21 protein-coding genes are annotated in these 20,510 nt (G+C 37.2%); 1 reads left to right on the forward strand and 20 read right to left on the reverse strand.

Going from position 1 to position 20,510, the window contains the following annotated elements; translation table 11 throughout:
* Nucleotides 1-9: 9 nt before the first annotated feature.
* The 19 genes from H0Z36_RS06555 to H0Z36_RS06645 form a co-directional block, all read right to left on the reverse strand.
* Nucleotides 10-1,932, reverse strand: coding sequence for an oxaloacetate decarboxylase subunit alpha (locus tag H0Z36_RS06555; RefSeq protein WP_296864695.1), 1,923 nt, complete (start codon nt 1,930-1,932; stop codon nt 10-12).
* Between the two features lie 167 nt (nt 1,933-2,099).
* A complete protein-coding gene (locus tag H0Z36_RS06560) occupies nt 2,100-2,660 on the reverse strand; it encodes a SpoIIIAH-like family protein (RefSeq protein WP_296864697.1) in 561 nt (186 codons plus the stop codon).
* Nucleotides 2,661-3,248 (reverse strand): hypothetical protein, encoded by a 588-nt coding sequence (locus tag H0Z36_RS06565; RefSeq protein ID WP_296864699.1) that lies wholly within the window; start codon nt 3,246-3,248, stop codon nt 2,661-2,663. It lies immediately after the preceding gene.
* A 2-nt stretch (nt 3,249-3,250) separates the two neighbouring features.
* A complete protein-coding gene (locus H0Z36_RS06570; protein WP_296864701.1) occupies nt 3,251-3,832 on the reverse strand; it encodes a stage III sporulation protein AF in 582 nt (193 codons plus the stop codon).
* Between the two features lie 33 nt (nt 3,833-3,865).
* Nucleotides 3,866-5,092, reverse strand: coding sequence for a stage III sporulation protein AE (gene spoIIIAE, locus H0Z36_RS06575; protein ID WP_296864703.1), 1,227 nt, complete (start codon nt 5,090-5,092; stop codon nt 3,866-3,868).
* A 32-nt stretch (nt 5,093-5,124) separates the two neighbouring features.
* A complete protein-coding gene (gene spoIIIAD / locus H0Z36_RS06580; protein ID WP_296864705.1) occupies nt 5,125-5,514 on the reverse strand; it encodes a stage III sporulation protein AD in 390 nt (129 codons plus the stop codon).
* A gap of 47 nt (nt 5,515-5,561) precedes the next feature.
* Complete coding sequence (gene spoIIIAC / locus H0Z36_RS06585; RefSeq protein ID WP_296864707.1) at nt 5,562-5,756, reverse strand: stage III sporulation protein AC; 195 nt, start codon at nt 5,754-5,756, stop codon at nt 5,562-5,564.
* A gap of 29 nt (nt 5,757-5,785) precedes the next feature.
* Complete coding sequence (locus H0Z36_RS06590) at nt 5,786-6,313, reverse strand: hypothetical protein (protein ID WP_296864709.1); 528 nt, start codon at nt 6,311-6,313, stop codon at nt 5,786-5,788.
* Nucleotides 6,313-7,266, reverse strand: coding sequence for a stage III sporulation protein AA (gene spoIIIAA / locus H0Z36_RS06595; protein ID WP_296864711.1), 954 nt, complete (start codon nt 7,264-7,266; stop codon nt 6,313-6,315). The genes H0Z36_RS06590 and spoIIIAA overlap by 1 nt, the downstream gene beginning before the upstream one ends.
* A gap of 179 nt (nt 7,267-7,445) precedes the next feature.
* Entirely contained in the window at nt 7,446-9,425 is a 1,980-nt protein-coding gene (locus H0Z36_RS06600) for a hypothetical protein (RefSeq protein WP_296864713.1), read from the reverse strand.
* A 22-nt stretch (nt 9,426-9,447) separates the two neighbouring features.
* A complete protein-coding gene (locus H0Z36_RS06605; protein ID WP_296864715.1) occupies nt 9,448-10,197 on the reverse strand; it encodes an ABC transporter ATP-binding protein in 750 nt (249 codons plus the stop codon).
* A gap of 14 nt (nt 10,198-10,211) precedes the next feature.
* Nucleotides 10,212-11,000 carry an ABC transporter permease gene (locus tag H0Z36_RS06610; RefSeq protein ID WP_296864717.1) on the reverse strand — a complete coding sequence of 263 codons (789 nt, stop codon included), beginning with the start codon at nt 10,998-11,000 and terminating at the stop codon, nt 10,212-10,214.
* A gap of 5 nt (nt 11,001-11,005) precedes the next feature.
* The gene (locus H0Z36_RS06615) at nt 11,006-12,049 is read right to left on the reverse strand and encodes an ABC transporter substrate-binding protein (RefSeq protein WP_296864720.1); all 1,044 of its coding nucleotides are present in this window, start codon (nt 12,047-12,049) and stop codon (nt 11,006-11,008) included.
* Between the two features lie 24 nt (nt 12,050-12,073).
* Nucleotides 12,074-13,324, reverse strand: a complete 1,251-nt coding sequence (locus H0Z36_RS06620; RefSeq protein WP_296864723.1) for an ATP-grasp domain-containing protein — start codon at nt 13,322-13,324, stop codon at nt 12,074-12,076.
* A 12-nt stretch (nt 13,325-13,336) separates the two neighbouring features.
* Nucleotides 13,337-14,245, reverse strand: coding sequence for a glycosyltransferase family 2 protein (locus H0Z36_RS06625; RefSeq protein WP_296864725.1), 909 nt, complete (start codon nt 14,243-14,245; stop codon nt 13,337-13,339).
* Between the two features lie 19 nt (nt 14,246-14,264).
* Nucleotides 14,265-15,407, reverse strand: coding sequence for a dTDP-4-amino-4,6-dideoxygalactose transaminase (rffA, locus tag H0Z36_RS06630; RefSeq protein ID WP_296864727.1), 1,143 nt, complete (start codon nt 15,405-15,407; stop codon nt 14,265-14,267).
* 4 nt (nt 15,408-15,411) lie between these two features.
* Complete coding sequence (locus H0Z36_RS06635) at nt 15,412-16,149, reverse strand: sugar phosphate nucleotidyltransferase (RefSeq protein WP_296864729.1); 738 nt, start codon at nt 16,147-16,149, stop codon at nt 15,412-15,414.
* Nucleotides 16,146-17,189 (reverse strand): dTDP-glucose 4,6-dehydratase, encoded by a 1,044-nt coding sequence (rfbB, locus tag H0Z36_RS06640; protein WP_296864731.1) that lies wholly within the window; start codon nt 17,187-17,189, stop codon nt 16,146-16,148. Before rfbB ends, H0Z36_RS06635 begins: the two co-directional genes overlap by 4 nt.
* Nucleotides 17,190-17,283: 94 nt before the next feature.
* On the reverse strand, nt 17,284-18,195 hold the full coding sequence (locus H0Z36_RS06645; RefSeq protein ID WP_296864733.1) for a rhodanese-like domain-containing protein: 912 nt from the start codon (nt 18,193-18,195) through the stop codon (nt 17,284-17,286).
* A 364-nt stretch (nt 18,196-18,559) separates the two neighbouring features.
* Between H0Z36_RS06645 and H0Z36_RS06650 the strand changes: the two genes are divergently transcribed.
* The gene (locus tag H0Z36_RS06650) at nt 18,560-19,486 is read left to right on the forward strand and encodes a LysR family transcriptional regulator (RefSeq protein WP_296864736.1); all 927 of its coding nucleotides are present in this window, start codon (nt 18,560-18,562) and stop codon (nt 19,484-19,486) included.
* Between the two features lie 73 nt (nt 19,487-19,559).
* Here the strand turns inward: H0Z36_RS06650 and nrfD are convergent, their stop codons facing one another.
* Complete coding sequence (nrfD, locus tag H0Z36_RS06655; RefSeq protein ID WP_296864739.1) at nt 19,560-20,504, reverse strand: NrfD/PsrC family molybdoenzyme membrane anchor subunit; 945 nt, start codon at nt 20,502-20,504, stop codon at nt 19,560-19,562.
* Nucleotides 20,505-20,510: the final 6 nt, after the last annotated feature.

Genomic DNA, 20,510 nt, shown 5'->3' on the forward strand with positions numbered 1-20,510 from the left:
TATCACCCCTTAATCCTGTTCAATTAGGAAAAGCGGCTGACCATATTCTACAGGTTCAGCATTATCTACCAGTATTTCAGCAATTACTCCGGAAACTTCTGCCTTAATTTCATTCATAAGCTTCATAGCTTCAACAATACATAAAGTCTGACCTACCTCTACTCTGTCCCCTACGTTTACATAAGGCGGTGAATCAGGAGAAGGAGCGGCATAGAAAGTACCTACCATAGGTGATACAACTTCTACCAAATTATCAGCTTTTGCTTTTTCTTTCTCAGGTTCAGTTTTACTTAAATCCGGTTTATCCTGAACCGGGATTTTTATCGGTTCTGTCCCGACTGTTTCTTTTCCTGCCCCGGAGAATTTACGCAAAGTCAAACGATAATCATCCTTCTGCAGTTCCAGTTCAGCAATGCCAGTCTGATCTAAAAGAAGCATTATTTCTCTTATTTCATCAATATTCATTTCATCTTCCTCCTTGCTGCCTGCCACCTTCCTAGTTTCCTTTAAAGCAGCAGGCCTTTTTGGCTTGACTTTTTCAACTTTAATTTCTTCGCCCACTTCCTCCTGTGGCCTTATCTGCGGTTCATCTTCATCAGTCTTATTCTGGCGATATTCAAAAAACTTCAAAGCCACCTGTGGGAAAAGGGCATAAGTAAGAACATCTTCTTCACTCTGCGCAATATGCGCTACCTCCTGTTTAGCCTTCTCCCAAGCAGGATCTAAGAGATCTGCCGGGCGCACATTAATGACCGGTTCATCTCCAATTATCTTTTTTCTTATTTCTTCTTTGACAGGCACCGGTGGTTTACCGTAAAGACCGCGCACATAGTCTTTAACTTCGCCGGGACACAGTTTATATCTTTCACCTGTCAAAACATTAAGCACTGCCTGTATGCCTATTATCTGGCTGGTAGGAGTTACTAAAGGAGGATAGCCCATATCCTCTCTTACTCTTGGTATCTCTGCTAAAACCTCATCAATTCTGTCAGCTGCTTTTTGTTCCTCTAACTGAGAATATAAATTTGATATCATGCCTCCCGGTACCTGATGTTCAAATACCTTCATATCAGATATGCGGGTTACTCCGCGCTCAAAGCCCTTATGTTTGCGAATCTTTTCAAAATGAGTAGCCACTTCAAAAAGTTCATGCAGATCAAGTCCGGTATCCCACTCTGTATCCTGCAGTGCCCGGACAATAGTCTCTACCGGTGGCTGGGAAGAACCGAAGGCTAAAGGAACACTTGCGGTATCTACAACATCAACCCCTGCCTCTACTGCTTTAAGAACAGCCGCAACTGCCAATCCCCCTATATAGTGGGTATGAAGCTGAACTGGTAAACCAACCTTTTCCTTAAGTAATTTTACCAGTTCATAAGCAACATAAGGTGAAAGGAGCCCTGCCATATCCTTAATACATATAGAATCGGCTCCCATATCTTTAAGGGATGATGCAGTTTCTACAAAATGTTCCATAGTATGCACCGGACTTATAGTATAAACTACACATGCCTGGGCATGTTTACCTGTCTTTTTTATTGCCTTCATAGCAGTTTCCAGATTGCGAATATCATTCAAAGCATCAAATACCCGGAATATGTCTATACCGTTTTCTGCTGCCTTTTCTACAAACTTACAAACTATATCATCAGGATAATGGCTATAACCTACCAGGGATTGTCCCCTCAAAAGCATCTGGAGCTTGGTTTTCTTAACATTCTTTCTTATTATTCTTAGCCTTTCCCACGGGTCTTCGTTTAAATAGCGGATACATACATCAAAAGTAGCTCCTCCCCACACTTCCAATGAATAATATCCTATATTATCTAAATATTCCAAAACCGGCAGCATATCATCCGTAGTCATGCGGGTAGCCCAGAGACTCTGATGCCCATCGCGCAAACTGGTATCAGTTATTTTTATTTTGCCCATGCTATTCCCCCTTAAAAATTACAGATAACTTATATTAATTCATTTGCTATTTTCCGCATATACAAATATACTCAGGCAAGTGCCTGAGATACTAATTCAGTTTAACTTTTTTAATTATAAAAATAATGGTTAGTTTTTGCAATCATACGATTTTATGTATACAAAAATCACGCATCTCCATTCTTCACTATTATGAATATCCTAGCATAGTCACTACCAACCACACTACCTACTGCTCTTCTTATTTCCGCTTCCTCCTCCTTAGAAAGGTTATCTTTTTCGACTACTACTGTCCCTCCTCCTGACTGTAATAAGACTATACAGTCTTCAATCCCCTTAGATTTGACCAAATTCTCTGCCTTTAATTCTTTTTCCATTTCCCTGGTAATCTCAACCATGCGCAAAGAAGCTGCTTCTCTAGCTTTTTTTTCGGCTTTCTCATTATTTATTATATCCTTTAACATTTCCATCTGCCGGCTTCTCATGCGTTCTCTTTCCAATCGATATTCAGCAAAAAAATTATTTTTCTTTTCCTGGCTTATCGCCTCTTCATCCGCCATATCCGAATTAAGGACATCACTGGTCAAATCAGCACTTTTAACTACTACTTCCTGCACTCCTTTGTTATTATGATTTAACACATATAATCTGCTTATGCCAAAAATCCCTGATAAAATAATTATTAACAAAATCCCTGCTATTTTCACCCTTTTTAAATCTATTATCATCTAGTTACTCCTCCTTTCACGCGGCATCACTCTTACTTTGTGAGCCGGAATATCGAGTAAGGTAGAAGCCGCATAAGTCAAATTCTCTCTAACCTCCGGGTTGCCTGCCCCATCTGCCACAATTAACACTCCAATAACTTCAGGATTTTTATGCTCAATCAATAAGGCATTTCCTGAATTAACTGCCACATCACGCGAAATATTAGTTTCATTGGTCACTTTCTTACTCCCTTTGCTGGTTTCTTCCTGATTTCTTTTTTCCTCCCTTACATTGGCTGCATAAGTATTAATTCCATCAGAGCTCAAAGTAAGGCTTACACTTACCTTTCCTGCACCTTCAATCTGGGAAAGTATGGATTCCAACTCATTGGCCATTTCTGCTTTTACATTATCAATTTCTTTCTTTTTATAAACCGGCTCAGATATAGATGAAGAATCAGTCTGAGTATCAGTACTGCTTACCGGCCATATAAGGGCAAGAATTCCTGCACAGCATAAAATCACCAAAAAATACATGCCTTTCTTTTTCCATTCTTCTGCCCTATTCACCTTATTATCCCCCTTATTTCTTATCCATTCTTCCAGCATAATTAACCCCCCTCAAATTCAATTTGTATATAATCACCGTCTAGGCCATATAAATTTTGGACAACATTTACTATTTTCTTTTCAATAAATTCCTGCTCTTCTTCATCCATATATCCTTTATCTGCAAAAACCCCTATTTTATCCCCAGAAAATGTCCTTTCTCTACTTTTAGTCTTTACTACCATATACACTTTTTCTAACTTTCCATTATCTGATATATAAACTTCAGTATTGACATTTTCCACCTGAGGAAACAGTAAAGCCACTGCACTTATCTGACCCTCAAGTTTTTCTCTTATTGCCGCATCTTTCCGTTTTTTTATCTCATTATTCAGCGTACTTCCTTTACTCAAGATTTCATTTTCATCAACATATTTTTCGGTATAATCCCACATGTTAATCTCAATTTCCCGATTTGAAAAAATATAAGATAATGCCGGGTTTAACACTGAGATCAAAATAAAGAGCCCTACAGCAAAACGGACAAAAGGTTTAAGCCTGCCTTCGGGGAGTATAATCTCAAAAAAGCTGGCCACGATTATAATAACCACAATATTTTTTACTATCCCTGCCAATACCGACATACAACCTTCCCTGCCTTTTTAACGGAATATCACTCATTTCAGCAAAATTACCTGATTAGATACCGCAGCTACAATAGTTATCATAATAAAAAACATCAAGGCCACAGCAGCAACTGCTGCCATCATTAAAAAGAGGTGAGCACTCATAATTTCTAACACCGAAGCTATACGGGCATCTCCTAAAGGTTCGGCTATTGCAGAAGCAACTTTATATATAAGTGCAATAGCAGCTATTTTTAATACCGGAAATATAACAATTCCTATTATGATTAAAACTCCATAAACACTTACCGCATGTTTCAAAAGAACTATATAACCAGCAGTAACCTCTATAGTATCGGAAAACATTTTGCCTACCACTGGAATAGCATTGTCTGTAACAAACCTGGTAGCACGCAAGGTTACTTTATCTAAAACTGATGCATAAAGAGCCCTGAGGGTCAACAGCCCCACAAAAAAGGTTAAGAAAAAACCTAACGAAAGCTGGGCTATCTGATTGAAAAACTTAGCTAACCTTGCAACTTTAAGGCTTTCCGACATATTATTAAGAAGATTCAAAACTGCTGACATTATTATTAAAGGGAAAACAATATTTTTCATAAAATTGGCAAAAAGACTGGTAGCCCCCGTAAGCATCGGAAAAAACATAACTGAAGAATTTATATTACCCAAACCTGCAACTAAAATCATCATCTGGGGAAGCATTGCCATCATAAAAGAGGTCATATTTTCAATTGTCTGCATCCCTATATCCAAAACAATCTTAAACGAACCTAAAGCTATGGCACAAAGGGCTAAAAAACAGGCGGTATAAGATATCTGTCCTATTGAAGAGGAAAAAGCAGTCTGCAGATTAATAAGTAAAGCGGATAACACAGCTAGAATTAAAAGTTTCCCTAAAAGTCCGGTATTAGCTCTTACCTCCTTTAAAAAAAAGCGAATTAAATTATTTCCCATTTCCTTATAATCAAAATTCCAATCTCCCTTGATAAAATCTATAATCCAATCCTTAAGAGGTTTGTTCTCTAGATAAGAATTTATCTCTCCGTCAATTTTGTTTTTGTATTCTTCCATAACATTCAAATCTATACTCTGCACGGCTTCAGTTACCGAAAATGCTGCCTGATCTTCTTCAAAAGCCAAAACCCATGAGCAGTTAAAAAACATACTTAAAACTGCGAAAAGAATTAGAATCCTTCTGAATTTTACAGAAAAACTATTTCTTTTTTCGCCAGGTTTTCTGCCATATCTTCCAAACAACCAAATATCCTCCCTCATTAAAAACATGATGTTTATTTGGGGATAAGTTCCATGAGCGACTCTAAAATAGCAATCATGATAGGAAGAGCGAGGACTGCAATTATAATCTTGGAAGCAAACTCTACTTTTTTAGCTACTGCCTGTTCTCCTGCATCCTGACAAATAGCTGCTGCAAATTCTCCCAAATAGGCTACCCCCAGTATCTTAAGCATAGTCCCCAGAAAAAAATAATTAATCTCAGCTTTTCTTGTTATCTCCTGCATAACATCTATAATAGCGGCCATTTTGCCCAGCATAAGACTGAAAATAATTATGCTGAATACTATACTCAAAACTACTGCCATGACCGGTTTCTCCTGACGTAGGATAAGAAGAAGCAAAGTAGTTATAAGAGCTAATCCCACAATCTGGGCTATTTCCACACATATCGCTCCTTTTTTATTTATATACACTTAAGTCTGCTATGTCTTTAAAGATTAAAAACCGACCTCACCACCACAAAAAGCTGATTCATAAGCTGCACAACGATAATAAGAACTACTACCACCCCTGCCAAGGTCAACATTTCTGCCTGTTCCTCTTTTTTTGCCTGTTTCAAAACAATCGAAAGCACAGAAATTAAAATTCCAATACCTGCAATGCGAAAAATAATATCAATGTTCATGAAAAACCTCCTTAACTACATCATTAAATTTATATAAAAAGCAGAACGATTACAGCTCCTAATATAAACCCTCCATAAGACCACAGCTTTACCCCCGACTCAGCCTCTTTTTCCGCCTTTTCTTCCATGATTTTTAACTCTTCCTGCAGCATAGAAAAAAACTTGCGCTGCTCATAGACATCAGAAATGCCAATTTGCATAGCTCCCGTTTTTAAAAGTTCAATATCCTCAGTTTTAAGGCTGGAAGCCCTCTCAAGCTTATAAACCCCGCTAAGCCATGCTTCATAAGCTGTCCTCCCCTCTTTTCTTTCAAGCCTTTCTGCACTTTCCAAAAAAAGCCATCTGATGGGTGAAGCACAAAAATAACCTGTCTTTCTCAAAGCAGAGCTTAAAGGAGTATGCATATAAGCAATTTCCTTTTCCAAAAAATTTAAGGCCATCCTTAAATCCTTCAGCTGTTCCACCCTCAACTGCAAATTTCTGGCTCCCATAAGCCCCCAGATTCCCGAACTCAAGATAACTAAAATAACTCCTGCCGATTTAAGCCAAAGCATCATCAATCCCACCTGTAAAACATTTCTAATGTCCCCGGTCCCCGCCTGCGGGAAAGAACAACCCCGACCTTAAAGCTTTTTGAAGCTAATAATTCCCTTAAAATCGGCCTCTTGCTCAACTCTTCTATATCACGGGCATGCACAGTGGCTATTACGGCAACTCCGGCATTGACACACTCATATACAGCAGCTGCATCTTCCTGTCTGCCTATTTCATCAGTTATTACCACCTGAGGAGATAAAGAACGAACAGCCATAAGAATCCCGGCAGCCTTAGGACAGGAATCTAAAACATCGCTGCGAATTCCCACATCAAGCTGGGGAACCCCCTGATAACATCCGGCTATTTCAGACCTCTCGTCGATTATTACTACATTCTTTGCTTCAGGAAGATTTATACCATCAGATATCATCCGGGCTAAATCCCGTAAAACAGTAGTTTTTCCACAACGCGGAGGCGAAATAATCAAGGTGTTCAAAATTCTGCCGTTTTCAACTATGTCTGGCAGTATATTTTCAGCACATCCCTTTATCTCCCGGGCTATCCTGAAACAGATGCCGGAAAAATTTTTTAAATTATATATTTCATTTACTTTATAAATAACCTGTCCAGCAAGTCCTACTCTGTGTCCACCCGGGATTGTAATAAAACCCCTTTTTATATCTTCTTCAAAAACATAAAGCGAATTATCGCTTATAGAAGCAATAGTTCGGTATATATCCTCTTCATTTACAACATAAGAATCATTCAAATTCATCGTAACTTCACCACGGCGGTTTATACCATAATCTTTGTCCCCTATCTTCAAGCAAAGCGGCTTTTCCCTTCTTAGCCTTATTTCTTCTAACCCCCTGAAAAACCGATCTTCTCTGTTCTTTAAAAGGCTTTTTATTCTAGGAGCTAAATAAGGTAATATTTCTTCTCTAATGACTTTTGCATCTGTCCTCTCCCTCATTAAACTCACCACCTTTGCTTTAAATAGATATTGGTGAAATACTCAAATTATTCCATGTATTTTAATGAAAAAAGCCTTACTTATCAAAAAATCTCCAATGTATTATTTTTTAATATAAAAAAAGCTGGTTCAAATAACCAGCCGAAATCATCTTGTCCAAATATACTTAAAAATAGATTTCAGTTCATTTTTTCAAAAATAACCACTGCTTCATTTTCAAACTTTTTGACAAAGAGGCCGGCAGAATCAAACCTGAGCTTCTGCCTGGCGTGTTTATCAACTATGAGGTAATCAATTTTATATTTATCCAATATATCTTCAGCTTTTTTTCGGTCATGGGTAAAATACAAAACAGTCATATCTTCATATCTCTTATACGCTTCCTTCTGACGGCTAACCGGCATATACTGCCACCCTTCAACTAAAATACGCCTTTCGGCAAAGGCTGAATAGTAAAAAAATCTAGGATTATCTTCACTGATTAAAAATACCCTGCGTGCACCTATTACCGCATCTTTGTTCGTATTATCCCTTAAAAATATCAATCCTTCATAAAGTCCGGGAGTTAAAGGTTTATTATTAAGTGACATCAGTTTTGTATTTATACCTTCTGTTTTCTTAACCATCCCCCAGGTATCTCCAATAGATACCAGAAGCAAAATAACAATTACCAATTTTATTATCCCGGCTTTTTCTGCCTTTATCACCTTGTATAAATAGCCTGCTGCTAAAATATTAAGGCATATGTAACCTACAAATAAAAAGTAATACTGGGAATCCCCCCGGTAACTCAAGATATAAGCAGGTATAAAGCTTATCAGAACTGTTGCTCCTAAAAAAACCTTATCTGAAGATATGTTTTTAGTCCTGCTAAAAAATCCTCTTATAAAATCAATATACGCCAGAAGCCTGAAGCTGAAGAAAGCCAGCAAATAAAAAGGTATAAAAGCTAAAATACTCCATAAGTTTTCTATCTCGAAATGGCTGCTGTATATCCTGTAAATATAAGTATTTTTCATAATCTGCAGAGGAACCAGGTTAAATCCTTCTCCTCCCGGCCTTAATCCATATATGTGAAAATAAACCATTATAAACACTAAAAAGCTTCCGCAAAGTAAATTAACATACCTTCTTAAATTATTTTCACCAGTTAAGAAAGCATATAAAAAAGCTAAAAAAATCCCGCCAAATATAACCGGGAAAAAACTTCCCTTGGCACCGCTGACGGCAAAAACCAGCAGCAGGATTAATACAAAATTCCTCTCTCCTGATAAATAATCCCTTATCTCAACTATAAGAAAAAGAGTAATCAAAACAGCCAGGAAAAAAGTAGGGCTGAAGAAAAAATTTTTCAGAAAAACATTATAGGGTGATGATAACAAAGCAGTTCCTGCAAACATAAATACAAAAGAATTAATAATCCCTGGATCCCGATTTTTATACCACCTGCTTCCTGCAAAATAAGCGGCAAAAAGCAATAAATAAATGAACAGGATAATATAAAGGCGTAAAAAGAGAAGTGATATTGAAATATCAGTCATAAAAGAAAGAAAGGCAATAAAAACATAAAAAAAGACATGATAGTGGAAAGGAAATCCGCTGATCCTTATATCTTCCGGAGGCCAGTGGTTTTTAATCTCAGCTATATTGCCTATATGCCAGGGAAAATCCACATTATATATGACAGCCTCTTTTCCCGGCAAAATATTAGGGATAAAATACATCTCTATGGTCAAAAGCAGAACCAAAAAAGAAAAAGATACCAATAAACCGAAGTATTTGGCCGGGGTTTTTTCCACCATTTTTTTTATTATATTAAAATCCTGCCTCAGCCAGCCATTGGCGATATATACAACAAATACAGCAGCAAAAAATAAATAGAACCAGGTTTTAAGATTTAATAGAGCAAATATAATATATAAAATTATATCTAAAGCTATTCCCACAACCAAAGCAAGAAAAAGCTTATAAGGCTCATCTCTATAAACACCCATGAAGTTAATAAAAACTAACCCCGGTATAAAAACACACAAAAATATACATATAAAGAATTTTAAAATATCCTGCCACGCGGCTGAATAATAGTTTAATATTACAAGATTTAATATTATATAAACAGTCACTATAATCCATCTTGCTGATTTCAGAGAAATACTCATTTTACACTACTTCCCTTTTTATTTATGGATTATCATCAGAACCCAGCAAAGAATAAAGTATATCCCACATAGCTGAAAATCCCTTCATGCTGGGTCTGCGGGGACGCTCAAGATGGCTTTCTATGATAGTTTTAATTCTCCCCTGTTTTGACATAACTAAAATGCGGTCTGCCAGTATAATTGCCTCATCAATGGCATGAGTAACAAAAATTATGGTCGGCTTCAGTTCCTGCCAAATTTTAAGCAACTCCTTTTGTAAAACTTCTCTGGTCTGGGCATCAAGATTAGCAAAAGGTTCATCCATCAGCAAAATCTCAGGGTTTAGGGCTAAAGCGCGTGCCAGTGCCGTCCTCTGCTTCATCCCGCCGGATAGTTGATGGGGATAGTAATTTTCAAAACCCTCCAACCCCATCATTTTCACATATTTACGAACATACTCATTCCGTTTCTGTTTACTTACGCCTGTAATTTTCAAAGGATACTCAATATTTTCTTTCACCGTCTTCCAACTGAAAAGCTGTTCAAAACTCTGAAAAACCATAACCCGGTCAATGCCCGGTTCCGTAATCTTTTTACCATCTATTAATATCTGCCCCCCGGATATTTTTTCATATCCTCCAATACTCCTTAAAAGAGTAGTTTTACCGCAACCTGAAGGGCCAACAATACAGAAAAATTCTCCAGAATTCACAGTAAAATCTATGTCTTTTAAAACATGAATAAAAGAACCGTTATTTTTAAAAACCTTATTCACACCTTCAAGCTGCAGCATTAACCCTTCTCCTCCTAAATACTCATACCCCATTTTCGAACAGTTAATCTCTCCACCACATTAAAAACAAACACTTCAACAATTATCCCTACCATTACAATAGCTAAAAGAGCAGCAAAGGTAGCGGCCATGTCGAAATAATAACGGGTCATATATATATGCCATCCCAAACCACCGGCCGTTCCAGACGCAGCCCCGAAAACCATTTCGGCTGCAATAACTGCCCGCCATGCCCTGGCCCAGCCGATTTTAAGACCGGATAAAAAATAAGGCAGGGAAGCAGGCAAAATTATTTCCCATAAAAACTTAATCCCTTTTAAACCGAAAGTCTGCCCTAATTCAATATAAACAGAAGGAACAGATTTAAAACCGGTTTTTATGTTTACCAGCATAGGCCAGAGTACCGAATGTATAACTATAACCAATATGCTGGTTTCCCCTATCCCAAACCATAATATAGCTACCGGAAGCAGTGCTATACCAGGCAAAGGATGAAATATAGAATTCAACGCATCTGCTATATCTTCTACCCATCTCGATGACAGAGCAAAAAAAGCTATTAAAAGAGCTATGATGAGGGACAGAACCAAACCTTTCAATATGAGCAAAAGTGAATAAACCGTTTTAACTACTAGAACACCACTTATTACACCTTTGGCAAATTCTTTAAAAACCTTGGAAAAAGGGGGAAACAAGGCCTGGTCGAATATTCCACTCCAAGCAGTCAGTTCCCAAAGCAAAACGAGCAATACAATAAATATAAACTTGGGCAGCATCTCTTTTTTAAACCATAAGCTCTTCACAAACTTCACCTTTTAAACTGCAGTTTTTCGATAGCCGACATTTCGCCATATTTTTTGCCGATTGCAGCCTGAACATTTTCAAAGGCTATATCCGCAATGCTTTCCGGCATTTTCTCAATATAACCGGCTTTTTTCATGAATTCGGCAAAATACATAAGTCCATAAGGGGTTGAGCAATAGTTGGTACCTTCCCAGGTTAAATACTTATAAGTTTGTTCTTCACTCAGATTATACTGTTTTGCCAATATGGCAGCTGCTTCTTCAGGATTATTATTTATAAAAGCTACCGCCTCATTAAAAGCAGCTATAAAAGCCGCATAAGCAGCCGGATTAGAGTCATGGAATTTTTCGGTTGCTACTCCAAAAATAAAAGTATACTCACCGCCAAAAGCTTCCTCTCCGGTAAGAATTTGATGAAGCCCCGGATCAGACAATTCTTCAAACAGGTAAGGCGGAGATGCAAAATGAGCAGTTACATCTTTTTTAGCTTTTAAAGCAGTCATAGCATCAGGATGAGTCAAAGATATCATTATATTGTCCAAAGCCCGGGCATCCCCTAATTCTCTTTCTGCTGCCATGGAAAGAAGTATATGCTGGATGCTGGCAATAGCCGGTGTAGCAATCTTATCATCAAAGCCCAAATCTTTTATACCCTTTACCCCATCTTTATAAGTCATCAAAGCTAAGGGCTGACTGCACGAAGCAGTTGCTATCTTCCATTTAACCCCCTTGTCCCAGCCGATGAGAAAAGGGGATATACCCATAAATCCTATGTCTACATCGCCTGTAACCATGGCATCCCTTATTGCAGGGCCGGTACCCATCTGCTTCCACTCTACCTGGGCTGTCGGCAGGTACTTTTCAATCAAGCCCTTGCTCTCCATTATCTGCAACGGGGCATAGCCTAAGCCATACTGAATGGCAATAGTAATTTTGTTAACCTGTTTTTCTGGAGAAACAGAACTGTCGTTTTCCTGTTTGCATCCTGTCAATAAACTGCTGACAGCGAAAACTAAAATCAAAGCAAGTATAAACCCTTTCTTTTTCACAACCTTCTCTCCTTCCCCACCATTTTACATAAAGCAAACCATATTTTCACCTGAACCATCAATAATCTCAACCTTTTTGTATGCCTCAATAACCTTTCTTTCTAAATCTTTACGATTCCTCCCTTCTACCAGCAAATATCCTAACCGGCATGTACTATCTACCAACGGTCTTATTTCTTTAATATCCGGCTTATAAAAGCCTGCATTAACTACCCCCGGCATTTTTTTAACCTGATCAAGGCTTCTGACTTCTTTGACTTTTCCTGGTTTTCCTACAATAAATTTGACCATAGCATATTTATTATTTGATAAAAGATCATAGTTTTTAATTTTACATATATCTACACTTCGGCCTATAGATTTCTCAATAAATATATCAACTATATCTATTCCAGAAACTAAAGGAATAAGTTCTTCTTCATGTCCTCCTCCGATTCTGCAGGCCACTTCCACTACTTCCAGATTATTTCCATTGACTATCATCTGAATATATATCGGACCTGAAAATATATTAAATGCCTTAACTATCTTTTCCACTACCTCTTTAATCTTTTCATAGTGGCTAAATGTATAAATTGATGGAAAAACATGTCCATCTGGTATCCCTAAGTGAGGCTCAACATTGAGTAAAGGCCGGTCGGTTATCATCAGAATATAGGGGATTAAGTCCTCTACCCAGGCACTTACGGTTATTTCGTCTCCATGACAAAATTCTTCTACTATAATCTCATCTGCCCAGGTAAAAGCAAAAGTCTGGTTCATAAAAGAAACAACATCATCTTCCAAGCTGTAAATCTTAAAAACCCCTCTCTGCCCCTGACTGTCGATAGGCTTTACAACGATAGGAAAATTCAAAGCAGATAAGCGTTTATAAAGATCAGTTTTATCCTTTAAGTCCTCCTTTTTCACCATCAAATAACGGCTGGAAGGAATATCGTTATTTACAAAAACCTCCTTCATATACTTCTTGTTAGTTGCCCATAAAGCAGTTTCCGAACTTATCATGCGGGGAAGGCCAAAGGCTTCAGCCACCTTAGCTGCAGTTAAAACCGGCTGGTCGGTTCCTATGGTAAAAACTCCGTCAATTCCATATTTCCTGGCGATTTCGATATTACCTTCAATATCAAAGGTGCTTACCATCTCCGCAAAATCGGCCAGTTTTTTTCCCGGAGCGTCGGGCAGATAATCAGCTACAATAACCGTGAGCCCTTTAGCTTTTGACCTCCTTATTGCATTTATCTGCATAAAACCGCCGCCTAATATTAATACCTTCATAAAATCCTCCATTTAAAGCTGTAATTCTTTTATTTCATAAGGTGGTTTATCATTTAACATCTCCCTACGCAAACCCTTTATATATCTGGCTGTAACCAGGAAAGATAAAAGGTTTAACAAAGTTAAAAACCATAAAATGATAAAAGCCAGCTTATCGAAAAAATATTTCATAGGAGCAACAAATAATAAAACAGAAGCTATGCTGAGTACGGTAAAAAACACCAGCCATATAAAAACAGTTATTTTTAAAGGCAGATCAGAATGATTAAATACCAGATTTAATGCTAATCTGGCAGCTTTTTTTATGCTGTAATTGCTCCTGCCATATTTCCTGGCATCGTGTTTAACCTTAATACAGGCTGTATTAGAAGTATTTTCAAAAATAAGTCCTGCCAGATAAATCTCTTTTCGTTTACAATTACTCAAAAGCTCTGCTAATCCTTTTCTTATAATCCTGAAGCTGCTCACCTTTAAATCAGGAGGCTTGTCATAAATTACATTGAGGGATTTATCAATTAAACGATTCCCTAAGTTCCTGTAAAAACTGTGTTTTTTGTCTTCAGCTATGCCAAAAACTATATCATAGCCTTCTTCAATCTTATCAATAAGCTTTACAATCTCCTCCGGAGGATGCTGCAGGTCATCATCCATAGTAATAACATAATCACCGCTGCAGTAGCGCATACCGCATAAAGTCGCATTATGCTGGCCGGAATTAAAGGCTAATCTTATCAGCTTTACCCTTTTATCTTTTTCCCTTAATCTGCACATCATCTTATAGCTTTCATCCCGGCTGAAGTCATCAACCATTATAATTTCAAAATCTAGACCTTTTTTTCCCATTACTTCTTTAATCCTGTCATATAGCTCCTCTAAGCTTTCAGCTCCGTTATATACCGGAATAACTATTGAAATCATCATAAACTTTCCTGCCTCAACTTTATTCTAAAGCATTTAAAAGCCGGCTGAGATTTTTTAGGATATATTCCTGCTTTTCCTCCGTTAAATCAGGATAAAGTGGAAGCCTCAGTATGGTGGAAGCTGCTTTTTCCGTAACCGGCAAATCCCCTTCTTTATACCCCAATCTTCTCCCCATAGGCGAAAGATGCAAAGGCATATAATGGATAACTGCTTCTATGCCGACCTTATTCAGCCCTTCTTTAACAAAATTCCTGTGTTCCTCCGAAGTAAAAAGCAAATAAAAAATATGATAATTGGAAACTGCATAAGAAGGTATAAAAGGAAGCCTAATTAAACCTTTTTTCTCATATTCCAGTAAACTTTCATAATAACGCTCATAAACCTTCCGCCTAAAATCATATATAATATCTAATTCTTCCATTTGTGCATATAGATAGGCAGCAAGCAAATCAGCCGGAGTATAGCTTGAACCTACATCAACCCAGGTATATTTATCAACCATACCGGCTAAAAACGCCTGCCGGTTAGTCCCTTTTTCCCACAGATATTCTGCTCTCTTAATCATTTTAGGGTCTATATTATTAAGAAGAATAGCTCCCCCTTCGCCACAGGTATAATTTTTGGTAGCATGAAAGCTGTAACACCCTATATGCCCTATAGTTCCGAGATATCTATCTTTGTATAAGGCATTTACGGCTTGAGCCGCATCTTCAATTAAAAATAATCCGTTCTCTTTTGCAATATAAAGAAGTTTATCCATATCACAGGCTATTCCTGCATAATGAACCGGAATAACCGCTTTAGTTTTTGAAGTTATTTTCTTTTCTACATCTTCAGGAGATATATTTAAAGTCAGCCCGTCAATATCTGCAAATACCGGCTTAGCTCCCCTAAGCATTACCGCATTAGCGGTGGAGGTAAAAGTAAACGAAGGCATAATAACCTCATCTTCAGGACCCAGGTTAACAAGGAGAGCTGCCATTTCCAATGCAGCTGTGCAGGAAGTAGTAAGCAAAACTTTTGAAGCTTTAAACTTACCACATATAAAATCCTGCACCTTCTTAGTATAAAATTTGCCCTGTCCCCCCTGACTCTTTATACAGTTATTTATATAATAAATTTCACGACCTGTAGTATAAATCTGATTAAAGGGAATCTTCATAGCTTTAATCCTCTGAAACAATTATTTTATTATCAATTTCCAGCATAATTCTGTTGGCATAAGCCAGTGATTCAAAAGTCCCGGCATCAGTCCATTCGCCTTCCAAAAGGTCATAATAAAGCTGATTTAAACTGATATAAAAATTATTTACCGGGGTAATCTCATATTCTCCATGAGCATTAGGCCTTATCTGACGAATTATATCAAAAACCTTTTCATCATACATATATATACCAATAACTGCATATTGACTCTTGGGATAAAGCGGTTTTTCCTCAATCTCAACTATCTTAAGCTCATCTAATGCAGCTATACCAAATCTTTCAGGATCTTCAACCTTGCGTAAAAGTACACGGGCCCCCTCTTTTTGCTGACGAAACCTGTCAACATATTTCTTTATGCTGTGAGTAGCAATATTATCGCCTAAAATAACAACGATTTTTTCTCCTCGAGCAAAATTTTCAGCAAGAAGCAGTGCATTTGCTATGCCTAAAGGTTCTTCTTGAACCTTAAAAGTAAAATCGCAGCCAAAATCTCTCCCGCTTCCTAAAAGACGCACAATCTCCCCCATATGCTCCTTTCCGGTAACCACCATAATATCAGTAATACCTGCAAAAATTAGCTGTTTTACCGGATTAAAAATCATAGGTTCTTTTCCTACCGGCAAAAGATGTTTATTAGTTACTTTAGTAAGAGGGTATAAACGGGTTCCCCTACCCCCTGCCAGTATTACTCCTTTCATATTCCACCTCTTTTTCGCCAATTTGTAATGCGTTTTTTGGCATTTCTAAGCCACTTTTGATTCCGCAAATACCATTCTATGGTTAACCTTATCCCTTCTTCAAAGCTTACCTCAGGACGCCAGCCCAAGTCATCTCTTATTTTGCGGGAATCTACTGCATACCTGAAATCATGCCCTTTGCGGTCTTCCACAAAAGTTATTAAATCGTAATTTATCATTATCCGCCTTTTATCATCATAAGGCAAAAGTTCCTTGAGCAAATCTATTATGAGCCGAATCAATCGGATATTTTCCATCTCACAATTGGCACCTATATTATATATCTCGCCTGCTTTGGCCTGATTAGCTATATAATCCACTGCCCTACAGTGATCTTTAACAAAAATCCAGTCCCTTATATTCATACCATTTCCGTATACAGGTACAGGTTTATTATTTAAGGCATGTTCAATGACAAGAGGAATTAATTTTTCCGGTGACTGAAACGGCCCGTAATTATTAGAACACCTGGTTATATTAACTGGCAAGCCGTAAGTTTTATAATATGCCTCTACCATTAGATCAGCCGATGCTTTAGAGGCAGAATAAGGACTGCTGGGCTTTAAAAGCGATTTTTCCGTAAAAAAACCTTGTTCTCCCAAAGAACCGTATACCTCATCAGTTGAAATCTGAACATATTTAGAAACCGAATATTTAAGAGCATAATCTAACAATACTTGAGTTCCTGAGATATTAGTGTAAGTAAAAATACGGGGATAATTTATGCTTCTGTCCACATGAGATTCTGCCGCAAAGTTTATAACTATATCCGGCTTATACTTATTAAAAACTAACTCCAAAGCTTTACGGTCATTAATATCAGCCCTTATAAAAAAATAGTTATTTCTGTCCTGTATGTTTTCTAAATTTGAAAGATTGCCTGCATAAGTAAGTTTATCAACATTTATTACTAAAACCTCATCACCATATTTTTGCATAAGATAATGTATAAAATTGGAGCCTATAAAACCAGCCCCACCAGTTATCAAATAAGTTTTCACGGCTAAACCTCCAGACAGAATTATATAAAATAAAACCAAATAAAGGGAAAAGTACAGGCTTTTCCCTTTATTTAATCATTATGTTTATTATTATTTATTTTTCTACAGGAAGTCCAGCAGGTACCCAACCTAAATCAAACCCGCTTTTGACAGAGTAGGCATCTACTCCTAATACTTTCAAAACAGCGACGGTCTGGCCTGCTGTTTGGCCTGTATAACAATAAATATATACTGGTTTATCTTTAGGAAACTCATCAAAATGTTTGTTAACTTCTTTGAACGGAATATTTATTGCTCCTTTAATATGACCTTTTGCATAATCTTCAGGAGAGCGGATATCCACTATCATCATATCCTGACCTGCATCTATCTTCTTTTGCAAATCTTCTGAAGTTATAATATTTTTATTTTCAGGCAGTTTGGCAAAATAATCCTTTAAAATGGAAGCTATTTCTTTATCCACTTCAGCAGGCTTTACATCAGCAGGAAGTTCATTTTCAACTGTATCTACCGGGAAATTATTTTCTCCCACCCAACCTTTATTAAATCCAAAATGCAGGGATCTCGCATTATAGCCGTACATATTCATAATAGCAACCGTTTGCCCTGCTGTTTGACCTGTATAACAATAAACAAATATTTCCTTATCTGAAGGTATTTTGTCTAAATACTCATGCATTTTTGCGAAAGGGATATTAACTGCCCCTTTAATATGTCCTTTGGCATAATCTTCAGGAGAACGGATGTCAATTATTAAAATATTTGCGTCCCCAGCATCTATTCTTTCTTTTAACTCGGGAGAATTAATCTTATAGATATGTTCAGGCATTTGTGCAAAATACGCATCTGCTATCTCACGAATATCAACGGTTTTTTGAGCAGCAGATTGATCAGTTTCGGGAACATTATCAGCTTCCTGGCTTTTACCACAACCTACTGCTAATGTGGCTAAAAGCATTACCACCAATAAAACCGCAAGCCATCTGGTTTTTACATTTTTAAACATTAAAATTCCTCCCCTTTTACAGTATTTTGGCTAATACTTTAGAAATACCCGCAAACTATGTCCCATTCACCCCCCTCCATCCAGACTGAAAACTAAAAGACCAATAATTATCCTTAATTAAATTATATCCAGCAATAAAATAAAAGAATTATTTGAAATCCTTATAACCCTATAAACAAATTAAGCAGCTTAACAAAAATAGGTTCATAATAAGCTCCATTTTGCACAAATTGCAATAAAAACCGATTTTATGGACAGGAAAATAATTTTTTTATTATAATGTAAATAATATAGAAAAAATGTAAGTACATCTTAATATTTAAGGTCATAAGGCATAAAAGGCAGAAAACGGGGGAGAAGGAAGATGTATTTTAATCATTTTGAAATAATACCTATCGTAGCCGAAACTAAAAGTTTTTCCAAAGCAGCTAAGCTTCTCCATCTATCCCAACCTGCTATCAGCAGCAAAATTAAGGATATAGAAGATTACTACGGGCTAAAACTGTTTCACCGGACTGCCCAAGGGGTAACTCTTACAGAAGCAGGCAAAATAGTAAATGCATATGCAGTTAGATTTGTTAATCTGCACCGCGCAATGGATGAAGAATTAAAACAGCTTCTAAACCTCAACAGCCCTAGTCTGACGATAGGTTCAAGCTGCACTGTGGGCAACTATGCCATGCCCAGTTATATAAAACTTCTTAAAAGCCGTTATCCAGATATAAGTATAAAACTTGATATAAGCAATACCCGGGGTATTTTAGATAAATTAGCCAAAAAAGAAATTGATGTAGCAGTAATAGAAGGAAACATAGATAACCCTAATTTTGCTATTCACCATATTACAAACATTAAATTAGCCTTTATCGCCTCATATGATTCAAAAACAGTGAAAAAAAAAGAAATCTCTATAGCCGAGCTGCGTTCTAAGCCTTTGGTGATCCGTGAAGATGGAGCAGCTGTCAGGCAAATCTTTGAAAATGTTCTAAAAGAGTATGGCTATAAGCTGGATCAATTTAATATAGTAACAGAAATGACCAGCATCCATTCTGTTAAAGCAGCAGTACAAGATGATATCGGTATATCACTTGTCCCTGAAATCACCATTCAAAGGGAAATTTCCAACAAATTGTTAAAAACCATAAAAGTTAAAGACCTTGATCTCAAAATGGATATTAATCTGGTACACCTAAAAACAGAAAACCTTTCTCCTCAAGCCCAAAAATTTATCGACCTTATGCTAAACTCCCAAAAAAGTGTTTTTTGCTGGGAAAATAAGGTTTTCGATTAAAATATGCCATTCTGTACAGGTCTAGGCATTTGCCTAGTACCTGTACAGAACTGCAGGAAAGAAGGGCATGTGCTTAAGGGTAATAAGTAAGTATAGGATATACTATTTGTCCACCATAAACTATTACATACCTTAATATGAAACCACCTATTAAAACCATAATCGGTTCTGCCCATGGAACAATCCCTGCCATCCCACCTTTTATCTTATCTCCAACTTCCATAATTCCTAGAATAAGGGGAATAGTAAGCCCAAACAACACTACGCCTATCCAGAATAAGAGATAATAACCACCGGTAATTATAGCCCCAAGCGCAACTTGACCAGTAGGCCTTAAAGCATAGCTTATCAGCAGGGTTGATATTACCATAAGTTCAACTACTATAAAAACTGCATCAACTATCAAAATCCTTTTTAAAAGCTTGTGGTCAAATGTCAGCAAAATCCTCTCCGGCTGCCAATTTGAAGGCAAAAACTTCCGCACAAAATCCTCAATTTTATCCCATACTTTTCCAATCAGCATAAGGCTGCATATTCCGGTAGAAAGGGCAGATATAAAAAATAAAAATGCGATAAGCGGATTGCTCCAAACCGGGTTATTATAAATAGCAGCTAAAAGCAAACCTGCATAAACACCTATGGCTATCCCGAAAATGAGCTCAAGCCAGGCAAATATTCTTCGCCACACATTATCTATATTCCAGTAAACCATAGCTGCAAAAATAAATGCAACCATGGGAAAAACCAAGAGGAAAAATGCACCCCAGGACATAACTGAAGTTATGTTATAGTGAATCAATACCTTATAAAAGTTCCAGGGACGGTGTAAATCCAAAATCAAACATAACAATCCCAGCAACACAGGAAAAGGCGCAAAATAAGCAGCAACTCTTTTTAATCTTTCATCCATACCATTAACTACATAACCAACGGCAGCCACAATCCCTGCCCCTGAAGAAATCCCTGCCGTAAAAAGATAAATAGCAATCAAATAATTCCAGGTAAAATGATGTTCCATCAACAA

It is taken from the genome of Thermosyntropha sp., assembly GCF_017656155.1.
In the GTDB taxonomy this organism is placed as follows: Bacteria; Bacillota; Syntrophomonadia; order Syntrophomonadales; family Syntrophomonadaceae; genus Thermosyntropha.

Bases quoted from the DNA above. Each gene is read 5' to 3' on its own strand.
- H0Z36_RS06555 (WP_296864695.1), bottom strand. From the start codon at position 1,932: ATGGGCAAAATAAAAATAACTGATACCAGTTTGCGCGATGGGCATCAG.
- H0Z36_RS06560 (WP_296864697.1), bottom strand. From the start codon at position 2,660: ATGATAATAGATTTAAAAAGGGTGAAAATAGCAGGGATTTTGTTAATA.
- H0Z36_RS06565 (WP_296864699.1), bottom strand. From the start codon at position 3,248: ATGCTGGAAGAATGGATAAGAAATAAGGGGGATAATAAGGTGAATAGG.
- H0Z36_RS06570 (WP_296864701.1), bottom strand. From the start codon at position 3,832: ATGTCGGTATTGGCAGGGATAGTAAAAAATATTGTGGTTATTATAATC.
- spoIIIAC (WP_296864707.1), bottom strand. From the start codon at position 5,756: ATGAACATTGATATTATTTTTCGCATTGCAGGTATTGGAATTTTAATT.
- H0Z36_RS06590 (WP_296864709.1), bottom strand. From the start codon at position 6,313: ATGATGCTTTGGCTTAAATCGGCAGGAGTTATTTTAGTTATCTTGAGT.
- spoIIIAA (WP_296864711.1), bottom strand. From the start codon at position 7,266: ATGAGGGAGAGGACAGATGCAAAAGTCATTAGAGAAGAAATATTACCT.
- H0Z36_RS06600 (WP_296864713.1), bottom strand. From the start codon at position 9,425: ATGAGTATTTCTCTGAAATCAGCAAGATGGATTATAGTGACTGTTTAT.
- H0Z36_RS06605 (WP_296864715.1), bottom strand. From the start codon at position 10,197: ATGCTGCAGCTTGAAGGTGTGAATAAGGTTTTTAAAAATAACGGTTCT.
- H0Z36_RS06620 (WP_296864723.1), bottom strand. From the start codon at position 13,324: ATGAAGGTATTAATATTAGGCGGCGGTTTTATGCAGATAAATGCAATA.
- H0Z36_RS06625 (WP_296864725.1), bottom strand. From the start codon at position 14,245: ATGATGATTTCAATAGTTATTCCGGTATATAACGGAGCTGAAAGCTTA.
- rffA (WP_296864727.1), bottom strand. From the start codon at position 15,407: ATGAAGATTCCCTTTAATCAGATTTATACTACAGGTCGTGAAATTTAT.
- H0Z36_RS06635 (WP_296864729.1), bottom strand. From the start codon at position 16,149: ATGAAAGGAGTAATACTGGCAGGGGGTAGGGGAACCCGTTTATACCCT.
- H0Z36_RS06645 (WP_296864733.1), bottom strand. From the start codon at position 18,195: ATGTTTAAAAATGTAAAAACCAGATGGCTTGCGGTTTTATTGGTGGTA.
- H0Z36_RS06650 (WP_296864736.1), top strand. From the start codon at position 18,560: ATGTATTTTAATCATTTTGAAATAATACCTATCGTAGCCGAAACTAAA.
- nrfD (WP_296864739.1), bottom strand. From the start codon at position 20,504: ATGGAACATCATTTTACCTGGAATTATTTGATTGCTATTTATCTTTTT.